The sequence below is a fragment of the Aliiroseovarius sp. S253 genome (assembly GCF_049800855.1).
GTDB lineage: Bacteria > Pseudomonadota > Alphaproteobacteria > Rhodobacterales > Rhodobacteraceae > Aliiroseovarius.
In genome coordinates this window covers 2332966-2355646 of the sequence record NZ_JBNAFW010000001.1, presented here as the reverse complement: position 1 = coordinate 2355646, position 22681 = coordinate 2332966, and the positions used below count along the sequence as shown (strand labels likewise).

The 22681-nt window shown below is 55.2% G+C and carries 20 protein-coding genes, 2 tRNA genes and 3 rRNA genes; 23 read left to right on the top strand and 2 right to left on the bottom strand.

Features of this window, described 5'->3' with window-relative positions; genetic code table 11:
- Positions 1-517 precede the first annotated feature (517 nt).
- From ACP15F_RS11455 to rrf, 5 genes are all read left to right on the top strand, one after another.
- Positions 518-1988: ribosomal RNA gene (locus tag ACP15F_RS11455) — 16S ribosomal RNA — on the top strand.
- Between the two features lie 152 nt (positions 1989-2140).
- A tRNA-Ile gene (locus tag ACP15F_RS11450) sits at positions 2141-2217 on the top strand.
- A gap of 7 nt (positions 2218-2224) precedes the next feature.
- Positions 2225-2300 (top strand) — tRNA-Ala (locus ACP15F_RS11445).
- A gap of 399 nt (positions 2301-2699) precedes the next feature.
- Positions 2700-5531 (top strand): 23S ribosomal RNA (locus ACP15F_RS11440).
- Between the two features lie 80 nt (positions 5532-5611).
- A 5S ribosomal RNA gene (gene rrf, locus ACP15F_RS11435) occupies positions 5612-5726 on the top strand.
- The 16S, 23S and 5S rRNA genes sit together here with 2 tRNA genes alongside, the layout of an rRNA operon.
- Before the next feature lie 216 nt (positions 5727-5942).
- Here rrf and ACP15F_RS11430 read toward each other — a convergent pair.
- Entirely contained in the window at positions 5943-6497 is a 555-nt protein-coding gene (locus ACP15F_RS11430; RefSeq protein ID WP_424940912.1) for a hypothetical protein, read from the bottom strand.
- 164 nt (positions 6498-6661) lie between these two features.
- Between ACP15F_RS11430 and ACP15F_RS11425 the strand changes: the two genes are divergently transcribed.
- The 4 genes from ACP15F_RS11425 (at position 6662) to ACP15F_RS11410 (ending at position 10137) form a co-directional block, all read left to right on the top strand.
- Positions 6662-7498: a DMT family transporter gene (locus ACP15F_RS11425; protein WP_424940911.1), complete on the top strand. Its 837-nt coding sequence runs from the start codon at positions 6662-6664 to the stop codon at positions 7496-7498.
- A gap of 134 nt (positions 7499-7632) precedes the next feature.
- Entirely contained in the window at positions 7633-8103 is a 471-nt protein-coding gene (rplO, locus tag ACP15F_RS11420) for a 50S ribosomal protein L15 (protein WP_424940910.1), read from the top strand.
- A 106-nt stretch (positions 8104-8209) separates the two neighbouring features.
- Entirely contained in the window at positions 8210-9562 is a 1353-nt protein-coding gene (gene secY, locus ACP15F_RS11415; RefSeq protein ID WP_424940909.1) for a preprotein translocase subunit SecY, read from the top strand.
- Positions 9559-10137 carry an adenylate kinase gene (locus ACP15F_RS11410; RefSeq protein ID WP_133484926.1) on the top strand — a complete coding sequence of 193 codons (579 nt, stop codon included), beginning with the start codon at positions 9559-9561 and terminating at the stop codon, positions 10135-10137. The genes secY and ACP15F_RS11410 overlap by 4 nt, the downstream gene beginning before the upstream one ends.
- Here the strand turns inward: ACP15F_RS11410 and ACP15F_RS11405 are convergent.
- Positions 10134-11105 (bottom strand): hypothetical protein, encoded by a 972-nt coding sequence (locus ACP15F_RS11405; protein ID WP_424940908.1) that lies wholly within the window; start codon positions 11103-11105, stop codon positions 10134-10136. The genes ACP15F_RS11410 and ACP15F_RS11405 overlap by 4 nt on opposite strands.
- A gap of 322 nt (positions 11106-11427) precedes the next feature.
- Between ACP15F_RS11405 and rpsM the strand changes: the two genes are divergently transcribed.
- From rpsM to ACP15F_RS11335, 14 genes are all read left to right on the top strand, one after another.
- A complete protein-coding gene (gene rpsM, locus ACP15F_RS11400) occupies positions 11428-11796 on the top strand; it encodes a 30S ribosomal protein S13 (protein ID WP_424940907.1) in 369 nt (122 codons plus the stop codon).
- A gap of 15 nt (positions 11797-11811) precedes the next feature.
- A complete protein-coding gene (gene rpsK / locus ACP15F_RS11395; RefSeq protein WP_108857342.1) occupies positions 11812-12201 on the top strand; it encodes a 30S ribosomal protein S11 in 390 nt (129 codons plus the stop codon).
- 108 nt (positions 12202-12309) lie between these two features.
- Positions 12310-13326 carry a DNA-directed RNA polymerase subunit alpha gene (locus ACP15F_RS11390; RefSeq protein ID WP_424940906.1) on the top strand — a complete coding sequence of 339 codons (1017 nt, stop codon included), beginning with the start codon at positions 12310-12312 and terminating at the stop codon, positions 13324-13326.
- Positions 13327-13480: 154 nt separating this feature from the next.
- Positions 13481-13909: a 50S ribosomal protein L17 gene (rplQ, locus tag ACP15F_RS11385; RefSeq protein WP_298907557.1), complete on the top strand. Its 429-nt coding sequence runs from the start codon at positions 13481-13483 to the stop codon at positions 13907-13909.
- Between the two features lie 186 nt (positions 13910-14095).
- Positions 14096-14683 (top strand): autoinducer binding domain-containing protein, encoded by a 588-nt coding sequence (locus ACP15F_RS11380; RefSeq protein ID WP_424940905.1) that lies wholly within the window; start codon positions 14096-14098, stop codon positions 14681-14683.
- A gap of 53 nt (positions 14684-14736) precedes the next feature.
- Entirely contained in the window at positions 14737-16050 is a 1314-nt protein-coding gene (locus tag ACP15F_RS11375) for a replication-associated recombination protein A (protein ID WP_424940904.1), read from the top strand.
- A gap of 99 nt (positions 16051-16149) precedes the next feature.
- Positions 16150-16596 (top strand): c-type cytochrome, encoded by a 447-nt coding sequence (locus ACP15F_RS11370; protein WP_424940903.1) that lies wholly within the window; start codon positions 16150-16152, stop codon positions 16594-16596.
- 14 nt (positions 16597-16610) lie between these two features.
- Positions 16611-17216, top strand: a complete 606-nt coding sequence (locus ACP15F_RS11365) for a cytochrome b/b6 domain-containing protein (RefSeq protein WP_424940902.1) — start codon at positions 16611-16613, stop codon at positions 17214-17216.
- A gap of 31 nt (positions 17217-17247) precedes the next feature.
- Positions 17248-17625 (top strand): fluoride efflux transporter CrcB, encoded by a 378-nt coding sequence (crcB, locus tag ACP15F_RS11360; protein ID WP_424940901.1) that lies wholly within the window; start codon positions 17248-17250, stop codon positions 17623-17625.
- Positions 17622-18662 carry an RluA family pseudouridine synthase gene (locus ACP15F_RS11355; RefSeq protein ID WP_424940900.1) on the top strand — a complete coding sequence of 347 codons (1041 nt, stop codon included), beginning with the start codon at positions 17622-17624 and terminating at the stop codon, positions 18660-18662. Before crcB ends, ACP15F_RS11355 begins: the two co-directional genes overlap by 4 nt.
- Positions 18663-19346, top strand: a complete 684-nt coding sequence (locus ACP15F_RS11350) for an HAD-IA family hydrolase (RefSeq protein WP_424940899.1) — start codon at positions 18663-18665, stop codon at positions 19344-19346. It begins immediately after the preceding gene.
- Entirely contained in the window at positions 19343-20059 is a 717-nt protein-coding gene (locus ACP15F_RS11345; protein WP_424940898.1) for an ATP12 family chaperone protein, read from the top strand. Before ACP15F_RS11350 ends, ACP15F_RS11345 begins: the two co-directional genes overlap by 4 nt.
- Positions 20060-20267: 208 nt before the next feature.
- Entirely contained in the window at positions 20268-21296 is a 1029-nt protein-coding gene (locus tag ACP15F_RS11340) for an amino acid ABC transporter substrate-binding protein (protein ID WP_424940897.1), read from the top strand.
- A 121-nt stretch (positions 21297-21417) separates the two neighbouring features.
- Positions 21418-22680, top strand: coding sequence for an amino acid ABC transporter permease (locus ACP15F_RS11335; RefSeq protein ID WP_424940896.1), 1263 nt, complete (start codon positions 21418-21420; stop codon positions 22678-22680).
- The last annotated feature ends 1 nt before the right edge of the window (position 22681 follow it).

The window sequence follows — 22681 nt, the reverse complement described above, 5'->3', positions numbered from 1 at the left end:
GAAAAAAGCGCTTGCGGCTGTCGGCGAGTAACCTTAGAACCCACTTCACCGGCGGCGCTGAGGCGCACAACGGGACGCCAGACGGCGCGGACGACGGGGTCGAGAGACGCAAGAGACTGCAAAGTTTGGTTAAAAAACAGAGGCTTATCGGCGGGACGCGCTAAAGGAAACGGCAGCGCATCTGGTTGGTTTTTGTCTCTGGGTTCTGGTTTTACTAGGATCCACGCTCTTTGAAATTGATGGTATCTGAAGAGATATGTGGGCGGTTTGGTTCATTTCGATGAACAAACAACTGCACATATGTCCAACTACCTAGCGAGGCTTTCTTATGAAGGTTTAGCGATGATGGATAGTCAGCTTCACTGTTTGGACGGCTTCTGGTTTACTTTGGTAAACTGAAGCACAACAAACAGAAGTAGGTCCGACCAGCCGGTTGGACCGGAACGTTTCTAAGTCAATTGGAAACAACAGTATGTGCAGAGGTTCGAACGTCAAGGATAAGCAAGTAATTGCTTTTCAACTTGAGAGTTTGATCCTGGCTCAGAACGAACGCTGGCGGCAGGCCTAACACATGCAAGTCGAGCGCAGTCCTTCGGGACCGAGCGGCGGACGGGTTAGTAACGCGTGGGAATATACCCAGTACTAAGGAATAGCCTCTGGAAACGGAGAGTAATACCTTATACGCCCTTCGGGGGAAAGATTTATCGGTATTGGATTAGCCCGCGTTAGATTAGATAGTTGGTGGGGTAACGGCCTACCAAGTCGACGATCTATAGCTGGTTTGAGAGGATGATCAGCAACACTGGGACTGAGACACGGCCCAGACTCCTACGGGAGGCAGCAGTGGGGAATCTTAGACAATGGGCGCAAGCCTGATCTAGCCATGCCGCGTGAGTGATGAAGGCCTTAGGGTCGTAAAGCTCTTTCGCCAGGGATGATAATGACAGTACCTGGTAAAGAAACCCCGGCTAACTCCGTGCCAGCAGCCGCGGTAATACGGAGGGGGTTAGCGTTGTTCGGAATTACTGGGCGTAAAGCGTACGTAGGCGGACTAGTCAGTTAGAGGTGAAATCCCAGGGCTCAACCCTGGAACTGCCTTTAATACTGCTAGTCTTGAGTTCGAGAGAGGTGAGTGGAATTCCGAGTGTAGAGGTGAAATTCGTAGATATTCGGAGGAACACCAGTGGCGAAGGCGGCTCACTGGCTCGATACTGACGCTGAGGTACGAAAGTGTGGGGAGCAAACAGGATTAGATACCCTGGTAGTCCACACCGTAAACGATGAATGCCAGTCGTCGGGTAGTATACTATTCGGTGACACACCTAACGGATTAAGCATTCCGCCTGGGGAGTACGGTCGCAAGATTAAAACTCAAAGGAATTGACGGGGGCCCGCACAAGCGGTGGAGCATGTGGTTTAATTCGAAGCAACGCGCAGAACCTTACCAACCCTTGACATCCTGATCGCGGTTTAGAGAGATCTATTCCTTCAGTTCGGCTGGATCAGTGACAGGTGCTGCATGGCTGTCGTCAGCTCGTGTCGTGAGATGTTCGGTTAAGTCCGGCAACGAGCGCAACCCACATCTTTAGTTGCCAGCAGTTCGGCTGGGCACTCTAAAGAAACTGCCCGTGATAAGCGGGAGGAAGGTGTGGATGACGTCAAGTCCTCATGGCCCTTACGGGTTGGGCTACACACGTGCTACAATGGCATCTACAGTGGGTTAATCCCCAAAAGATGTCTCAGTTCGGATTGGGGTCTGCAACTCGACCCCATGAAGTCGGAATCGCTAGTAATCGCGTAACAGCATGACGCGGTGAATACGTTCCCGGGCCTTGTACACACCGCCCGTCACACCATGGGAGTTGGTTCTACCTGACGGCCGTGCGCTAACCTCTTTGAGGAGGCAGCGGACCACGGTAGGATCAGCGACTGGGGTGAAGTCGTAACAAGGTAGCCGTAGGGGAACCTGCGGCTGGATCACCTCCTTTCTAAGGATGTACCTAGTATGATCGGTTCGCCGATTATCGTGGATACACTTAGCAACAGATCTGTCCTTTGCAGATCTATATCAGACGGACCAGGCCGTCCTCATATCTCTTCAGTGCAATAAATATCAAAGACAGACCTGCCGGTCTGGTAAGGGTCGGTAGCTCAGGTGGTTAGAGCGCACGCCTGATAAGCGTGAGGTCGGAGGTTCAAGTCCTCCTCGACCCACCATTTATATGGGGCCTTAGCTCAGTTGGTAGAGCGCCTGCTTTGCAAGCAGGATGTCAGGAGTTCGAATCTCCTAGGCTCCACCATTACCTTCCTGTCGATTTGACCGTTAAGAACCTTTGGGTTTTTAACCGTCCAATCGGACGTCTTTTACATCGTTTAGAGAGAATACAATAAACAACACTGTTGGTGCCACAAGTGGGTGGTTGCCTCAGCGGTTCTTCCTTCGGGAAGCGGTTGATTTTGGTCCCTTTCCTCGGACCTTCTTCGATATCGCTGCTGAAACGACGGTGTTGTCCAAGTCAAGTACACTAACCAAGATCTGAGAGATCAGATCTTATTGTGCTTCTTAATGGATCAAAGACCGACATCTGCGATCCAGTTCTTCGGAACAATTAAGAAGCGCGGGAAAGTATGCTTTTGGTCCAGTTTGCCCTTCGGGGTGAGATGGCAGATGAACAAAAGGTCTGTCTTCTCCTGGATCAAATCAAGCGCGAGAAGGGCGTTTGGTGAATGCCTTGGCAGTAAGAGGCGATGAAGGACGTGATACTCTGCGATAAGCTTTGGGAAGGTGAGAATAGCCGTTATACCCAGAGATTTCCGAATGGGGGAACCCACCTGACAGTTCATTATAATAACTTCGGTTATTTATAGTGTTCTGAAACAGGTATTTATAGACTGAATACATAGGTTTATAAAAGCAAACCCGGGGAACTGAAACATCTAAGTACCCGGAGGAAAGGAAATCAATTGATACTCCCCTAGTAGCGGCGAGCGAACGGGGACCAGCCGAGCCATGAGTGTGGATAGAATGCGTTGGGAAGCGCAACCATAGTGGGTGACAGTCCCGTATATGAAGCACGATTGGACGTATTAAGTAGGGCGGAACACGTGAAATTCTGTCTGAAGATCGGAGGACCACCTTCGAAGGCTAAGTACTCCTTACTGACCGATAGCGAACCAGTACCGTGAGGGAAAGGTGAAAAGCACCCCGACGAGGGGAGTGAAACAGTACCTGAAACCGAACGCCTACAATCAGTCGGAGGCCCCTTGAGGGCTGACGGCGTACCTTTTGTATAATGGGTCATCGACTTGGTCTATCTAGCAAGCTTAAGCCGTTAGGTGTAGGCGCAGCGAAAGCGAGTCTTAATAGGGCGAATGAGTTAGGTGGATCAGACCCGAAACCGAGTGATCTAGGCATGGCCAGGTTGAAGGTGCGGTAACACGCACTGGAGGACCGAACCCACATCTGTTGAAAAAGATCGGGATGAGCTGTGCCTAGGGGTGAAAGGCCAATCAAACTCGGAGATAGCTGGTTCTCTGCGAAATCTATTTAGGTAGAGCGTCATACGAATACTCCCGGGGGTAGAGCACTGAATGGGTAATGGGGGCCCACAGCCTTACTGATCCTAATCAAACTCCGAATACCGGGAAGTACTATATGGCAGACACACAGCGGATGCTAACGTCCGTTGTGGAGAGGGAAACAACCCTGACCTACAGCTAAGGCCCCTAATTCATGGCTAAGTGGGAAAGCAGGTGAGACGACCAAAACAACCAGGAGGTTGGCTTAGAAGCAGCCATCCTTTAAAGATAGCGTAACAGCTCACTGGTCTAAATAAGTTGTCTTGCGGCGAAGATGTACCGGGGCTCAAGCCATGAGCCGAAGCTTAGGGTGTGCATTTATGCACGCGGTAGCAGAGCGTAGTGTGACATAGTTCCATTCCTCATTAGCATCTTCGGATGCATTTGAGGATCGGAGCTTTCGATGAAGCGGGCGTGTGAGCGATCCCGTGGAGAGATCACTAGTGAGAATGATGACATGAGTAGCGACAAAGGGGGTGAGAGACCCCCTCGCCGAAAATCCAAGGGTTCCTGCTTAAAGCTAATCTGAGCAGGGTAAGCCGGCCCCTAAGCCGAGGCCGAAAGGCGTAGGCGATGGGAACCAGGTTAATATTCCTGGGCCGTGGAGTGGTGACGGATCTCGAAGGTAGTTCATCCTTATCGGATTGAATGGGCTGCTTAGAGGTTCCTGGAAATAGCCCTCCTATAAGACCGTACCCTAAACCGACACAGGTGGATAGGTAGAGTATACCAAGGCGCTTGAGAGAACGATGTTGAAGGAACTCGGCAAAATACCTCCGTAAGTTCGCGAGAAGGAGGCCCAGTTTCTACGCAAGTATTGACTGGGGGCACAAACTAGGGGGTGGCGACTGTTTACTAAAAACACAGGGCTCTGCGAAGTCGCAAGACGACGTATAGGGTCTGACGCCTGCCCGGTGCCTGAAGGTTAAAAGGAGGAGTGCAAGCTCCGAATTGAAGCCCAGGTAAACGGCGGCCGTAACTATAACGGTCCTAAGGTAGCGAAATTCCTTGTCGGGTAAGTTCCGACCTGCACGAATGGCGTAACGACTTCCCCGCTGTCTCCAACATCGACTCAGCGAAATTGAATTGCCTGTCAAGATGCAGGCTTCCCGCGGTTAGACGGAAAGACCCCGTGCACCTTTACTACAGCTTCACACTGGCATCAGACACAACATGTGCAGAATAGGTGGTAGGCTTTGAACTCAGGACGCCAGTTCTGAGGGAGCCTCCTTTGAGATACCACCCTTGTTCTGTTTGATGTCTAACCGCGGTCCGTTATCCGGATCCGGGACCCTGTGTGGCGGGTAGTTTGACTGGGGCGGTCGCCTCCTAAAGAGTAACGGAGGCGCGCGAAGGTTGGCTCAGAGCGGTCGGAAATCGCTCGTTGAGTGCAATGGCAGAAGCCAGCCTGACTGCGAGACTGACAAGTCGAGCAGAGTCGAAAGACGGCCATAGTGATCCGGTGGTCCCGAGTGGAAGGGCCATCGCTCAACGGATAAAAGGTACGCCGGGGATAACAGGCTGATACTGCCCAAGAGTCCATATCGACGGCAGTGTTTGGCACCTCGATGTCGGCTCATCTCATCCTGGGGCTGGAGCAGGTCCCAAGGGTACGGCTGTTCGCCGTTTAAAGAGGTACGTGAGCTGGGTTTAGAACGTCGTGAGACAGTTCGGTCCCTATCTGCCGTGGGTGTAGGATACTTGAGAGGAGTTGCCCCTAGTACGAGAGGACCGGGGTGAACGTTCCACTGGTGGACCAGTTATCGTGCCAACGGTAGTGCTGGGTAGCTATGAACGGACAGGATAACCGCTGAAGGCATCTAAGCGGGAAGCCCCCCTCAAAACAAGGTATCCCTGAGGACCGAGGAAGACTACCTCGTCGATAGGCCAGAGGTGTAAGCGTGGTAACACGTTCAGCTGACTGGTACTAATGGTCCGATAGGCTTGATTTGATCCAGTAGAAGACAGTTCTACTGAAAAATCAAAAGCATACATCACAGTATAACTTGACTTGGAATTGCTCTTTATTCGGTTTGGTGGTCACAGCACCAGTGAAACACCCGATCCCTTCCCGAACTCGGCCGTTAAGCACGGTTGCGCCAATGGTACTGCATCTTAAGGTGTGGGAGAGTAGGTCACCGCCAAACCTAATAAAGAGCAATCAGTATCCTCTCAAAACGATGATAAAAACAAACAAAACGCCGCCGAGCAGAAATGCCGGCGGCGTTTTTGTGTTGGGGGGGGCGTTCCGCGTTCGGGCGGAAGGGAATATACGAGAAAATGAAAAGGCGCGGCCGAGAATGCCGCGCCTTTTAGAGTTTTCGAATTGCAGTGTGAAAGGCACTTCGGCTCTAGTGGCGATCCTATTTCAACTGGATGGGAAGCTCGTTCTTGGCCCTTGGGACAAACCGCCAAACATCTTTGCTGTTGCGCGCCGCGTTGACCGCGCCGGTTAGAGCAGCATCTACAGCAACGCCTACCAAAATGCCGGCCACACCACCGCCTGCATATGGAGCACCGGCCGTTTCTTGAGGAATGAACGGAGTTAGCGTTTGATCAGAACTCCAGTTCCCTTTTTGACATGTCAGCCGCAAGGGCTGGGGTTTGTCCTGCACAAGGGGGATATTCACATGGGCAGGGGTTACAAACTGAACGGACAATTCAGACGAGCGCAGTTGGCATTTTGCCCCCTGAATTTCGCGCACCGTCGAGTCATCGACCTTCAGGAATGTGCGGAAGGTCTTCTTTTCGACGCTTTCAATACGGTCCTGGTTGAACCCTGGGGCTGTTCTAAAACTGATTGAACTTTCGGCAACAGGTTGGGGGTAATTTTCCTTTTGAATGCCGTCAGTACTGTTACAGGCAGCTAGCGTGGCAATGGCTGCGACAACGGGCAACGACTTAAACATCGGTTTCACTTTCTACTCCTTGAAATCCACAGGTCTCGCTTTGGGCGCGGCTACCATGGGGGGAAGTGAAATAAAAGCGCTTTATTATAGGTTTAGGCTGGAGTCCCACTAAGTCGTGAGGTGCGTTTGTGCGGATTGCAGAGTAAGTAAATGAAAAAACTACCGGAACCCACATGCGCCTCTTCGTCCTCACCCTTCTCACCATGACCGCCTTCGCGGCAAACTCTCTGCTCAACCGGGCGGGATTGGCCGAGGGTGCCATTGGCCCCGCTGGATTTGCGGTAATCCGAGTGCTCTCGGGTGCTGTGATGCTGTGGGTGTTGATGGTGTTGGGGCAGAAGGTTGCCCTCAAGCGTACAAACCCCGATTGGATCTCAGCCGGGGCGTTGGCCACATACCTGTTGGGCTTCTCGTTTGCCTATGTTGCGCTGGACGCAGGTCTGGGCGCGCTCGTCCTCTTTGCCATCGTGCAAGTCACGATGTTCGCGGGCGCGGTGAGGGCGGGGGATGGGATCCCAGCGCTACGGTGGTGCGGGATGGCGGTTTCCATGCTGGGGCTCGCTTATTTGGTCTGGCCGTCTGAGAACGTGCAGCTTCCCATGCTCCCATTAATTTTGATGACCGCTGCGGCCATCGGCTGGGGCGTCTATTCGTTGATTGGACGAAGGGCCGTGGAGCCACTTCAGGCGACCGCGTGGAATTTCATCTTTGCCACGCCTATTGTCCTGATCGTCACGCTGCCGTTCATCTGGGGCGAGGCCCTCTCCATTCCGGGTGTCCTTCTGGCCATCACGTCGGGGGCAATCACATCGGGGCTTGGATACGCACTATGGTACCGCGTCTTACCTCAACTCGCCGCCAGCACCGGCGCTCTGGTGCAGCTCTCGGTCCCGGTCATTGCGATGGGGGCAGGGGTCGCTCTGCTGGGTGAAACTGTAGGGTTTCGTGAAGTCGCCGCCTCGGCCCTTGTGTTGGGGGGCATCGCCATCGGGCTTGTCGCGCGCAAATAGCCGAGAAGGCTTGCGTCGCAAAGGCAGCTCGTCTATACGCCCCCGGTGGCTTTACGTCACAGAATCAAAACCAAGAAAAGCCGTGTTTGGCCCCGTATCGCTTCTGGGGTCAGTTCCGGCAAAGGAGAAGCGATATGAAATTGCATGAACTGCGCGACAATCCTGGCGCAACCAAACCCCGCAAACGTGTTGGTCGTGGTCCCGGTTCGGGCACTGGTAAGACCGGTGGCCGTGGTATCAAAGGTCAAAAGTCGCGTTCGGGTGTAGCTATCAACGGCTACGAAGGCGGCCAAATGCCCCTCTACCAGCGTCTTCCCAAGCGTGGCTTCTCGAAGCCGAACCGCAAGAAGTTCGCTGTGATCAACCTGGGCCTGATCCAGAAGTTTATTGATGAAAAGAAAATCGACGCCAAAGACATCAACGAAGACACTCTGGTTGCTTCGGGTCTGGTGCGCCGGAAACTGGACGGTGTACGCGTTCTGGCCAAAGGTGAACTGACCACCAAAGCCAACATCACCGTGACCGGTGCGTCGAAGTCGGCTGTTGAAGCTGTCGAAAAAGCTGGCGGTAAGTTGACCGTCGCTGCTCCGGCTGCAGCTGAATAAGACCTTGTGAGGCGCGCCCCAGCGTCTTACATGTCTAATCACGTTTTCAAGCGCCGCCGGAGCCGGGAACGGTCCGGCGGCGTTTTACTTGATCTAAGGGGGCCTTATGGCATCTGCAGCAGAACAAATGGCGTCGAACATGAGCTGGAGCGCTTTCGGCAAAGCGACCGAGCTTCGCCAGCGCATCTTCTTCACGATCGGGCTTCTGATCATCTATCGTCTTGGCACGTACATCCCCGTTCCGGGGATTGATGCGAACGCCCTGCGTGACTTCATGGAGCAAGCCCAGTCCGGCATCGCCGGTGTGCTTGGCATGTTCACAGGCGGCGCGCTCAGCCGAATGGGTGTCTTTGCCCTTGGCATCATGCCTTACATCTCGGCCTCGATCATCGTGCAGCTTCTGTCTTCCATGTGGGAGCCTCTGAAGCAGCTGAAGAAAGAGGGCGAGCAAGGCCGTAAGAAGATCAACCAATACACCCGCTATGGCACCGTTCTGCTGGCCACGGGTCAGGCCTTTGCGCTGGCAAACTCGCTGCAAGCGGGTGATCTGGTGACCAACCCTGGTGGCTTCTTTATCGCAGCCTGTGTGATTACGCTGGTTGGCGGCACCATGTTCCTGATGTGGCTGGGTGAGCAGATCACCGCACGCGGTATCGGCAACGGTATCTCGCTGATCATCTTCGTGGGCATCGTAGCGGAAATCCCTGCTGCTCTGGCTCAGTTCCTGGCCTCGGGCCGTTCTGGCGCGATCAGCCCCGCCGTGATCATCGGTGTGATCGTGATGATGGTCGCCGTGATTGCCTTTGTCGTGTTCATGGAACGCGCGCTGCGCAAGGTGCACATCCAGTACCCGCGCCGACAGGTTGGTATGAAGATGTACGATGGTGGCTCGTCCCACCTGCCGATCAAGGTGAACCCGGCGGGCGTTATCCCGGCGATCTTCGCCTCGGCCCTTCTGCTGCTGCCGACGACGATCTCGACCTTCTCGTCCGGTCAGTCCGGCCCGATCATGTCGACCATTCTGGCCTACTTCGGCCCCGGTCAGCCGCTGTACCTGCTGTTCTTCACAGCGATGATCATGTTCTTCACCTTCTTCTACACCAAAGAAGTTGCGTTCAAGACGGATGAAGTTGCGGACAACCTGAAGAACCAAAACGGTTTCGTACCCGGCATTCGCCCCGGCAAGAAAACCGCCGAGTATCTGGACTATGTTGTCACCCGCCTGCTGACGCTGGGTTCGATCTATCTGGCCGCCGTCTGCTTGATGCCGGAAATCCTGCGCAGCCAGCTGGCGATCCCGTTCTACTTCGGTGGTACGTCGGTTCTGATCGTTGTGTCCGTGACCATGGACACGATCCAGCAAGTTCAATCCCACCTGCTTGCCCACCAGTATGAGGGTCTCATCGAGAAGTCTCAGCTGCGCGGTAAGAAACGCAAGAAGGCTCCGTCGCGCCGATGAATATTATTCTGCTTGGACCGCCGGGTGCCGGCAAAGGCACTCAAGCCGCCAAACTGGTTGAAGAGCGTGGCATGATCCAGCTGTCGACCGGCGACATGCTGCGCGAGGCGAAAGCCTCGGGCACCGAGATGGGCAAGAAAGTTGCCGCCATCATGGATGCAGGCGAACTTGTCACGGACGAGATCGTTATCGGCCTGATCGAGGAAAAGCTGGAAGGCGACACCGGAGGCGGCTTCATCTTCGACGGCTTCCCCCGCACGTTGCCTCAGGCGGACGCTCTGGGTGCGCTTCTTGAAAAGCACAATCAGACGCTGGACGCCGTTGTTGAAATGCGGGTGGACGACGAGGTGCTGGTTGGCCGCATCGTTGGCCGTGCCGAGGAAGCCCGCAAGGCAGGTCAGCCTGTGCGCGCAGACGACAACGAGGAAAGCCTGAAGATCCGTCTGATGGAATACTACAAGAAGACCTCGCCGCTGATCGGGTACTACTGGGCCAAGGGTGACCTGAAGTCGGTCAACGGTCTGGGCACCATTGATGAAGTACAGGGCGAAATCGCCGAGGTGCTGGGCGCCTAACGGGTCGGCTCACGCTTGGCAGCTTCAACAAGTTCTAGATACTTGTTCCGATATGCGGCGGCTTTGTCCGCCGCATTTTTCGTTTTGACCGAAATGCTGCGGGCATTGCGCCCAAGCAGCAGATACTTGTCATACTCGCTTTCCGTTGCGAGCAGTCTTCTTCCGTCATCACACACAATGATATCGGGATGCTTTTCGGCTATGACTGCATCGGGCAGATCATGTCTTGGATCGTCTTCTGGCAGCCAAATGTCACCGCCCGAATAGAACCTACTCACAGGCTCAAACTTTGCCTTTGAGCAATGCGCTTCGAGATAGGCGAAGATTTCTAAGGGAAGAAGGTTGTCCGTGAAATTGAACTGGCACCGTTCGCCGATTGCGGTCAGATCCTTAGCGCTTTCGACATCTTCCAGACGTGCCATCAGCATCAAGAACTCCAGCGTTCCTATGTTTGCCGCGAAGGAAATCGAGTTTACGGGCTGTGGCCAGTCAAACGTTCCGCTGATCGTGAGGTAACGCAGTTTCGCGCATTGCCCCAGAGGCGAGAAATCTCGCATCGCCCGCAGGTTTTCCATATGGAGTGAGCGCAGTTCAGGCAATTCTGCCAACGGCGAGATGTCGTCAAATCCGGACACATACTCTAACACAACCTCTTCCAATTTCTTCAACTTAGCGATTGCGGCGATGGATTTTGGACGAGCATGTGTGATCCGCAGACGTTTGATTTGATCACACTGTGAAACTGCTTCGATTTGAGCTTGATTGGTTTCGTGCAGAGTGACCTCTTCCAAGGCAGGAAGGTTCTGTAGGTGCTCAATCCCTTGAACGTCTCGGCCTATGGTGACTGTTGTGGTGTCTTGTGGAAGTTCCAAACAATCTTCGACCCAAAACTTGAACCGTTCATCGTTCGGGGTCATCGTCCAGTGTCCGCCTTCGCGATCAAGAAAATCTGCCCAATGAAACTTCAAGATAACCTCCAACGCATGAAACTTGCGTCAAGGAAACACGGACGGATTACCGGATCAACCGAAATGAAAATGGTCAGTTGTCGGGGTCGCCGCAATAGCCTAAACCGTCTTCATCTTAGAGAGGTATTGCACTAGGTCTTGACGCCCAAGGCAATCCCTACTAAGTCACCCCATCCCTTACGGGAATCGGTGTGTTTTCTGGGTCGCTCCCTGAACTGCACCAGACCAAAGAATTCAGCGCGGCCCGCAGGAAAAATCCGGCGGGCTTCCGTTGTGAAAAAAGGTTCCGGAGTTACGGATCCGCAACGAAAGGAAAGACTACGTGGCACGTATTGCTGGCGTAAACATCCCGACCCATAAACGGGTCCCGATCGCCCTGACATATATCACTGGTATCGGCCATACTTCGGCTGCCGCCATCTGTGAAGCTGTGAAAATCGACGTAACCCGTCGTGTGAACGAGCTGTCGGATGCCGAAGTTCTGGCCATCCGTGAGCACATCGACGCAACCTACACCGTTGAAGGTGACCTGCGTCGTGAAACTCAGATGAACATCAAACGTCTGATGGACCTGGGCTGCTACCGCGGTCTGCGTCATCGTCGTAACCTTCCGGTCCGCGGTCAGCGTACCTCCACCAACGCACGTACCCGCAAAGGCCCCGCAAAGGCCATTGCCGGTAAGAAGAAGTAAGGGAGGGTTTGACGAATGGCTCGTGATAAGACTCGCACTAAGCGTAAAGAGCGTAAGAACATCGCATCCGGTGTTGCTCACGTGAACTCCTCGTTCAACAACACCAAGATCCTGATCTCGGACGTACAAGGCAACGCCATCTCGTGGTCGTCGGCTGGTACCATGGGTTTCAAAGGCTCGCGTAAGTCGACCCCGTATGCTGCTCAGATGGCTGCGGAAGATGCTGGCAAGAAAGCTCAGGAACACGGCGTTAAGACGCTGGAAGTTGAAGTTCAGGGCCCCGGTTCGGGTCGTGAATCGGCTCTGCGCGCACTGGCTGCTATCGGTTTCAACATCACCTCGATCCGTGATGTGACCCCGATCGCACACAACGGCTGCCGCCCGCCGAAGCGCCGTCGCGTATAAGAACATTTTACGGCCGGGCCCCGCACGAAGCGAGGCCCGGTTTCCGTCATTTTCACCTCGGGCGTCCTGCCCTTTGGACATGGGGACAGGACAAGTATGGAGGGACGCATGATCCACAAGAACTGGGCAGAATTGATCAAGCCGACACAGCTGGACGTTAAGCCGGGCAATGACCCTGCACGTCAGGCGACAGTTATCGCCGAACCGCTGGAACGTGGCTTTGGTCTGACCTTGGGCAACGCCCTGCGCCGCGTGCTGATGAGCTCGCTGCAAGGTGCCGCTATTACGTCGGTTCAAATCGACAACGTTCTGCACGAGTTCAGCTCGGTTGCTGGTGTACGTGAAGACGTCACCGACATCGTTCTGAACCTCAAAGGTGTAGCGATCAACATGGAAGTCGAAGGCCCCAAGCGCCTGTCAATCTCGGCCAAAGGCCCGATGGTTGTCACCGCTGGTGCTATCTCGGAATCCGCTGGCATCGAAATCCTGAACAAAGATCACGTGATCTGTCACCTGGATGACGGCGCGGACCTGTTCATGGAGCTGACTGTCAACACTGGCAAAGGCTATGTGGCATCGGACAAGAACAAGCCGGAAGATGCGCCGATTGGCCTGATCCCGGTTGATGCGATCTATTCGCCGGTCAAGAAAGTGTCGTATGATGTTCAGCCGACCCGTGAAGGTCAGGTTCTAGACTATGACAAACTGACGCTGAAGCTGGAAACCGATGGTTCGGTTACGCCTGAAGATGCTGTGGCATACGCTGCGCGCATCCTGCAGGACCAGCTGTCGATCTTCGTAAACTTCGACGAGCCGGAAGCTGCTGGTCGTCAGGACGAAGACGATGGTCTCGAGTTCAACCCGCTTCTGCTGAAGAAAGTGGACGAGCTGGAACTGTCTGTTCGTTCGGCAAACTGCCTGAAGAACGACAACATCGTATACATTGGCGATCTGATCCAGAAAACCGAAGCCGAGATGCTGCGCACTCCGAACTTCGGCCGCAAGTCGCTGAACGAGATCAAAGAAGTGCTTTCGGGCATGGGTCTGCACCTTGGCATGGATGTCGAGGAATGGCCGCCTGAGAACATCGAAGAGCTGGCGAAGAAATTCGAAGACCAGTTCTGATTTGACACGGTTTCGGGGGCCGGGTATCTGGCCCCCAAATGCCCGCACTGGCGGGGAACATCTGGGCAATCCTGCCCCAAGGAGAGGGACCGACACGCATCGGTTCTCAGACAAAGCACCGCTCACCTAAGAGCACCAAAGAAGGATTAAGAAAATGCGTCACGCTCGTGGTTACCGCCGCCTGAACCGCACCCATGAACACCGTAAAGCCATGTTCGCTAACATGGCTGGATCGCTGATCGAACACGAACAGATCAAAACCACCCTGCCCAAGGCCAAAGAACTGCGCCCGATCATCGAAAAGATGATCACGCTGGCCAAACGTGGCGACCTGCACGCACGTCGTCAGGCTTCGGCCCGTCTGAAGCAGGAAGCTCTGGTTGCAAAACTGTTTGACGTTCTGGGTCCGCGCTATGCTGAACGCCAGGGCGGTTACGTTCGCGTTCTGAAAGCTGGCTTCCGTTATGGTGACATGGCTCCGATGGCGATCATCGAATTCGTTGACCGCGATGCCGATGCCAAAGGCGCAGCAGACCGTGCCCGTCTGGAAGCTGAAGAAGCTGTTGCAGACGCCGAAGAATAAGAACTGCGTTTCTAACGCGTTCGAAAGCCCCGCCATTGTGCGGGGCTTTTTTGTTGCGCCGGTATCTTCATCACACACCAAAAAGCAATCGGTGGTTGTTTGACATTGTGTTAAGCATCTAAAAAGATAGTCTATCTTTAAACGCTAGATGCCGGGTGGTGGATGCGAAACGATCAGGAAATAGGCATGCTTTTGGCCAAGCTGGATCGCTTGACGCCTTCTGGCTATTCGATTGTATTGCACATCCGCAATGCCTCGCCACATCTGCAATACAAGACCTACGATCCAGCATGGTCAAAATTCTACGCGGAACGAGGCTATATGTTGGCGGACCCAGTCGTGTTCTGGGGGTTTGGCACGGACTCCGCTATCCGTTGGAGCGCGTTGGAATTGCCCGACCCGCACCGAATTCTAGAACAGGCTGCTGAATATGGTTTGGTTTATGGGGTGGCAATTGCCTTTGGTTTAACGTCGTCCCGCACGATCGCTGGTTTTGCACGACCCGATCGAGAGTTCACGGATGATGAAATCTCAGAGCTGCAGACGATTGTAGAGCGGTTGCATAGCATTACAACACCACCTGAAACCCTGACGCCATCTCAGCAGGCAGCATTGCAGCATGTGGCCAAGGGGCATCGATACGCCGAGATCGCTGCGCTCTTGGGTATCTCTGAAAGCGCGTTGAAGGCGCGATTGCGCAGCGCGCGGGAACGGTTGTCTGCGCGAACCACAGCTGAAGCGATCCAGCGGGCGCAAGAAAGCGGATTGATCTGAACTTCGTCGCTTTTCTTCTTTTCCCCACCCACCGAGACGCCTAGTTTCATCCTATGGCTGACCTTTTCGACAGTTCCACAGACCGCCCGGATCGCGGTCATGATGCGCCGCGCCCGTTGGCGGACCGGTTGCGTCCGCAATCCCTGTCCGAGGTGATTGGGCAAGAGCAGGTGCTTGGACCCGAGGCCCCTTTGGGTACGATGTTGGCGGCGGGCAGCCTTGGGTCGCTGATCCTTTGGGGGCCACCCGGCGTGGGTAAGACCACCATCGCCCGTCTTCTAGCCCGCGAAACCGATCTACATTTTGTCCAGATCAGCGCGATTTTTTCTGGTGTGCCCGAGCTGCGCAAAGTGTTCGAGGCCGCCAAGCACCGCCGCGCAAACGGGCAGGGGACGCTTTTGTTCGTGGACGAAATCCACCGATTCAACAAAGCCCAGCAGGACGGGTTCCTGCCCTACATGGAAGACGGCACAATCTTGTTGGTCGGTGCCACAACGGAAAACCCCTCGTTCGAGCTGAACGCAGCTGTGCTGTCACGATCTCAGGTGTTGGTGCTGACGCGCCTGTCGTTGACCGATCTGGAACGGCTGGTACAGCGTGCGGAACAAGAGCTGGGGAAGGCATTGCCTCTGACTGGCGAAGCACGTGAAGCACTTCTGGAAATGGCAGATGGCGACGGTCGTGCGCTGTTGAACTTGGTGGAACAGGTCACAGCGTGGAAGATTGAAGGCAAGCTAGATGTCGAAGGGTTGTCCTCGCGACTGATGAAGCGCGCCGCCGTTTATGACAAGTCGGGCGACGAGCATTACAACCTGATATCCGCCCTGCACAAATCCGTGCGCGGTTCGGATCCGGACGCGGCGCTTTACTGGTTTGCGCGGATGCTGAACGGTGGCGAGGATCCCCGCTTTTTGGCGCGCCGCCTGACCCGCATGGCTGTTGAGGACATTGGTTTGGGGGACCCGCAGGCCCACCGGGTCTGTTTGGATGCGTGGGAAACCTATGAACGTTTGGGCAGTCCGGAAGGAGAGCTCGCCCTGTCGCAGGCGGTGATCTATCTGGCGCTCGCACCGAAATCCAATGCGAACTATGTGGCCTTTAAGGCTGCAATGGCAGCAGCGAAGAAAACAGGTTCTGCGCCTCCCCCAAAGCATATTCTGAACGCCCCGACACGGTTAATGGAGGAGCAGGGCTATGGCGATGGATATGCCTATGATCACGATGCGCCGGACGGGTTCTCGGGGCAGAACTATTTCCCCGACGACATGAAGCGCGACGTCTATTACGTGCCGGTCGAACGCGGTTTCGAACGAGAGCTGAAAAAACGCACAGACTACTTCGCAAATTTGCGCAGAAAACGGCTGTGACAGGAATTTGACTTGCAGCTACCCTTAGGTGAAGGAAAGATGGGAATGATCATTCTTTACGATCATTCCTCTCGACCTCGCAGCCAAAGGAGCCATCTTATGCGTAAAATTATTCTTGCCGCCGCCCTTGCCATTCCTACTGCCGCCCTCGCCGCAGACCCTGTCGAGGACACGATTAAGGCACGACAGGGCTTCTATAAACTGCTGGGTGCCAACATGGGCGTGCTGGCCGGTATGGCCAAAGGTGAAATCGACTATGATTCTGCGGCTGCTCAGACCGCCGCCGACAATATGGGTACGCTGACCATGTATAATGTTGGGCACCTGTATATGCCTGGCACCTCCAACGCGGATTCGGACAAAACCCGTGCATTGCCGAAGATCTGGGAAGACTTCCCCGGCGTGCAGGAAAAAGGCGGTGCTTTTGTTGACGCTGTGAAAGCCATGCAGGCCGTGGCCGGCGCTGGCAAAGACCAAATGGCAGCGGCCCTTGGCCCGTTGGGTGGGACCTGTAAAGCCTGCCACGACAACTACCGCGCCAAGTAAGCGGGTATAGCGACATGGATAATCAGCGTCCTGAAAACGTCGAGCGCGTTAAGCTGTGGGATCCGGCCTTGCGCCTATTTCACTGGGCGCTGGTTATCTGCGTTATTACCGGCTGGATGCTGGGCCGGTTCGGGCCCAACATCATGACCCTGCATTTCTATGCAGGTTATGCGGTCATCGGGCTGTTGGCATTCCGCATTCTTTGGGGATTTGTCGGCTCGCGTCCCGCACGATTTAGCCATTTTCTGTTCGGTCCGAAGAAAACTTTGGCTTATGTGGCGACCATGCCCAAGCGCAAACCAAGCTATTGGCCGGGCCACAATCCGGTGGGCGCCCTGTCGGTCTTCGCACTTCTTGGCATTTTGCTTTTGCAGGTCGGGACTGGACTGTTCATCGACGCGGATGACTTCATCAACACCGGGCCGCTGGTGGATTGGGTCAGCTATGACACAGCACGTGCGGCGGCGGGACTGCACTATCGCCTGTCACTTCTGCTTCTGGTGCTGGTCATGCTGCACCTTGGCGCGATCCTGTTCTATCGCTTCTGGAAGCGCGAAAACCTTGTGAAACCTATGGTCACAGGTTGGAAAGAGGTGCGTAAAGACCACCCGGACGCTTGACAATAAAGGCGCTTGGCCTCAGTCAGACGCCATGATGACACCCCTTCTACAAGTTGCCTTGGGCGGCGCGCTTGGCGCCTCGGCCCGCTATCTCAGCGTGAACGCATATATTCGTGCGTTCGGCGCAGGATTTCCTGCGGGCACGATGATTGTGAATGTGCTGGGCTCGTTCTTAATTGGCGTCATCGTTGTATTGCTGGCGCGTAAGGAAATATCACACATGTCGCCTCTGCTGATGACAGGATTTCTAGGTGGGTTCACGACGTTCTCGGCCTATTCGCTTGAAGCGTTCACGCTGTTTGAGCGTGGACAGATTGGATCCGCCGCGGTTTATGTGATCGGAACGGTTGTCCTTTCGATTACTGCACTGATCGCAGGGGTTATGTTGGCACGGATGGTATTGGTATGAGCGTTCAACTTATCACCCTTGGCCCGGATGAGGCCGAGCAGCGGCTGGACCGCTGGGTTAAACGCATGTTTCCCCATGTGGGGCAGGGCCGGATCGAAAAGGGCTGCCGCAAGGGCGAGTTCCGCGTGAACGGAGCCAAGGTCAAAACCTCGACCCGCGTGGGGCCGGGGGACGAGGTGCGCATACCGCCTCTTCCGACCACCAAGGATGAACGCCCCGCGACGAAACCTAATGCGCGGGTGTCGGATGCTGACGCCAAGATGATCCAATCCTGCGTCATCTATAAAGATGACCACGTGATTGCGTTGAACAAACCACCGGGACTGCCCACGCAAGGTGGCTCGAAGCAGCTTAAGCATGTGGACGGTCTGGCCGAGGCTCTGAAGTTCGAGTGCGACGAAAAACCCCGCCTTGTGCACCGGTTGGACAAGGACACTTCGGGCGTATTGCTATTGGCGCGTACGCAGGCGGCAGCGTCCGGGCTGACCGCCGCAATGCGTCATAAAGAAACCCGCAAGATTTATTGGGCCGTCGTGGCTGGTGTGCCGACCCCCTATCTGGGCGAGATCCGCTATGGGCTGTTCAAAGCAGCAGGTGGTGGACGTGGTGCAGGCGAAAAGATGATCTGTGTGCATCCACGCGCGATGCACGAATATCCAGACGCAAAACGGGCGCACACGCTGTATGCCACGCTCTATCGCGTGGCGAGCCGTGCGTCTTGGGTCGCGATGGAGCCGATCACCGGCCGCACTCACCAACTGCGCGCCCACATGGCCGAGATCGGGCACCCGATTATCGGCGACGGCAAATATGGTGGCTCGTCGCAGGACAATATGGGTGACGGCTGGGGCGCGATGATTGGCGGAGAGATTTCACGCAAGCTGCATTTACACGCGCGCTCGATGACGTTCGAGCATCCCGTGACGAAGAAGCCCATCACAGTCACCGCCGATTTGCCGCCGCACATGGCGGACACGTTCGAAACCTTTGGCTGGACCCCGGATCTGGCCGCTGATGACCCGTTCGAGGCGCTCTGAATGACCACCCTTAAGCTTGCTGTGTTCGATGTCGATGGGACACTGATCGACAGTCAGGATTTCATTGTCGAGGCGATGAATCGTGCCTTCGGTGAAATGGGCGTGGCCCTTCCAAGTCGTGAAGAGGTTCTGTCCATCGTCGGTCTGTCTCTGCACGACGCCATTGCACGTTTGGTTCCTGACCTGTCCGACAAGGACGTCGACATCGCAGCCCAGCAGTACAAAGACATGTTTATCAAACTGCGCGCCGAAAAGGGCGGCGAAGCCGCCGCACCGATGTATCCCGGTGCGCGCGAAGTACTGGAAGTCCTGCATCCGCGCGACGAAGTGCTGTTGGGCGTGGCGACCGGAAAGGCGCGGCGCGGGTTGGATCATGCCTATGATGCACATGATCTTCGCAAGTTTTTCGTGACACACCAAACCGCCGATGATCATCCGTCCAAGCCGCATCCGTCGATGTTGCAGCGAGCGCTGTCCGAAACTGGTGCCGAGGCGACCAATGCGGTGATGATCGGCGATACGAGCTTTGACATGGATATGGGCAAAGCGGCTGGGTTTCGGACCATTGGTGTAACCTGGGGCTATCACCCTCGGGAACGGCTGATCGCGGCCGGTGCAGATATCTTGATTGATGCGTTTGCGGAACTGCCCGCGGCGCTAGACGAACTTTGGGGGACGGCATGAGCGGTTGGGCAGCAAAACGGTTCTGGAAAGAAACGACGGTAGGTGAAGCCGACGGCGGCTTTCAGGTTCTGCTTGACGGACGCGCGGTCAAGACGCCCGCGAAGTCACCTTTGGTCGTGCCGTCGCGCGCTTTGGCCGAAGCCATGGCTGCCGAATGGGATGCGCAAGAGGACGCCGTGAACCCCAACACCATGCCGGTCACGCGCATGTCAAACTCGGCCATCGACAAAGTCACGGTGCAGCACGCAGCCGTTGCCGACATGTTGGCTGCCTATGGTGACAGTGACCTTTTGTGCTACCGCGCCACCACCCCGCAGGAGCTGGTCACACGTCAGGCCGAGAACTGGGATCCGATTCTCGACTGGGCGGTCGATTCTCTGGATGCGCACCTCAAGCCGGTCGCGGGTGTGATGCATGAAGCACAGGATGCGCATTCTGTTCGAAAACTGACGGATTTGGTTCACGGGTTATCTCCATTCCAGTTGACCGCCTTTCACGACCTTGTGTCGATGTCGGGCTCGTTGATCTTGGCCTTTGCTGTAACCGAAAGGCATTTGGATGCAGATGCAGCATGGGAGCTGTCCCGTCTGGACGAGCTTTGGCAGGAAGAATTGTGGGGAAAAGACGAGGAAGCTCAAGAATTGGTTGAAAAGAAGGCCAAGGACTTTGCCCTTGCAGCATGGTATTACTCTGCAATCGGTGGCGAAACTTAATGCAACCAAAGCGTTAGGCGGGGCTAATTTTCTTGCTTTCCCCTAGGTTAAGCATCGCAAATCGCGATGTAACCCTTGACGAAATCTGATCAATACTTTCAAAATCTGAGGCAGTTGAAGGGGGGACACCCTTCTGCATCACTCACTGCGGGCACACATGTTCGCATATAAAGCCCTCAAAAATGGGCAAAATCAGGAAGAGGTAAATATGAAGAAAACCGCTTTTCTTGGCGCATTCGCTGTTGCCGGTATCGCTGCTAGCGCTGCCATGGCTCAAGACGCGTCGACCCTTGATCAGGTTAAAGAACGCGGCAAGCTGAACTGTGGTGTTGCCACCGGCGTTCCCGGCTTTGCTGCTCCGGATGCAAATGGTCGTTGGGAAGGTTTCGACGTAAGTGTCTGCCGCGCAGTTGCTGCCGCAGTGCTTGGGGATTCCGACGCTGTCGAGTTCATTCCGACCACAGGTAAAACGCGCTTCACCGCGCTTGCCTCGGGCGAGATCGACATGCTGGCCCGTAACACCACCTGGACACTGTCGCGTGACGTTGACCTGAAATTCGAATTCGTTGGCGTCAACTACTATGACGGTCAAGGCTTCATGGTTTCGAAAGACATGGGCGTTGGTTCGGCCAAGGAACTGGACGGCGCAACCGTTTGTATCCAGACCGGCACCACCACCGAACTGAACCTGGCTGACTTCTTCCGTGCAAACGACATGGAATACGAGCCCGTTCCGATCGAAACCAACGCAGAAGCTCAGCAGCAGTACCTGGCTGGCGCTTGTGACGTCTACACCACGGACGCTTCGGGTCTGGCCGCTACGCGCTCGACCTTCGAAGATCCGTCGTCGTCGATCATCCTGCCTGAAATCATCTCGAAAGAGCCGCTGGGCCCGCTGGTCCGTCACGGCGACAACAACTGGGGTGACATCGTACGCTGGACTCTGAACGCTCTGATCAGCGCTGAAGAGTTTGACATCACCTCGACCAACGTTGGTGAGATGTCGGCAGCTGCTGGCGATAACCCAGAGATCAACCGTATTCTGGGCACCGAAGGCAACCTGGGCGAAATGCTGGGTCTGGATGCTGATTGGGCCAAGCGCGCGATCATGGCAAACGGCAACTATGGCGAAATCTTCGCCAAGACCATTGGTGAAGCAACTCCGATCGGTCTGGCACGTGGCCTGAACGCACAATGGACCGAAGGCGGCCTGATCTACTCGCCGCCCTTCCGTTAAGACACACATGAAAAGGGCGTGGTTCAGCCACGCCCTTTTTCTTTCCATCTGAACGCACCTTGGCACTGCGGCCCAAGCCGCCATTTTTTATAAAAAGCCAAGGGCAACGGGGATGTACCACATGACATCTATGACCGACCCTCACCAGGGCCAGTTCCGGCTATCAATGCTGTTGTATGACAGCCGGTACCGCTCGATGACCATTCAGATCGTCGCCTTGATTGGCTTCTTGATCTTGGTCTTCTGGCTAATTTCGAACACTGCTCAAAACCTTGCAGACTTGGGTAAAGAGCCCAGTTTTGGGTTTATGAGCGAACCCGCAGGCTATGACATCAACCAGCGCCTGCTGGAGTATAATTCCCAGGATACGCACCTGCGTGCGTCTCTGATGGGACTTCTCAACACGCTGCTTGTGGCCGTCATGGGCTGTGTCGCTGCGACAATCATCGGTGTTTTCATTGGCGTTCTGCGCCTGTCCCCGAACTGGATTGTGTCGCGCCTTGCCGCCGTCTATGTCGAGATGTTCCGCAACGTACCAGTCCTTCTGTGGATTGTGTTCACGATGGCGATCTTGATCGAAACCCTTCCGGCACCTCGCGCCTTTAAGAAAGGCGAAGCCACGATGTCCCTTTGGGATACGGTCGCGATCACAAACCGGGGTGTCTATATCCCCGAGCCGCTGTTCTCGAACAGCTTGGGCAACATTCACTTCTTTGGGCAGTCCAGTCTGCGTTTCGACGTCAGCTTGGATCTTCTGGCCATCGCCGCGGTGTTTATCGCGGGGATCCTGACTTCGGTTCTGATTAAGCGTCGTGCCGATGCGATCCAGGAGAAAACCGGTGATCGCCCGACTACTTGGTATTGGCGCCTTGGCGTTGTTGTGGTTCCGACTGTGATCGTGCTGACCACCCTGGGACTGTACTGGGGCTATCCGGAGCTGAAGGGCTTCAACTTCAAAGGCGGGACGCACATGCGTAACTCGCTGATTGCGTTGTGGCTGGCACTGTCGCTTTACACCGGGGCGTTCATCGCAGAGATTGTTCGCGCAGGCATCATGGCTGTGTCGAAGGGTCAAACCGAAGCTGCAGGTGCGCTGGGCCTTCGCCCGAACCGCACGATGAGCCTTGTGATCCTACCGCAGGCGCTGCGGGTGATCATCCCGCCGCTGATCTCGAACTATCTGAACCTGACCAAGAACAGCTCTCTGGCGATTGCCGTGGGCTATATGGACATCACAGGGACGTTGGGGGGCATCACCATGAACCAAACCGGGCGCGAGCTTGAGACGGTTCTTCTGCTGATGGCCGTCTATCTGGTGATCTCGCTGACAATTTCAGGCGTGATGAACTGGTACAACGAATCTGTGAAGCTGAAGGAGCGCTGAT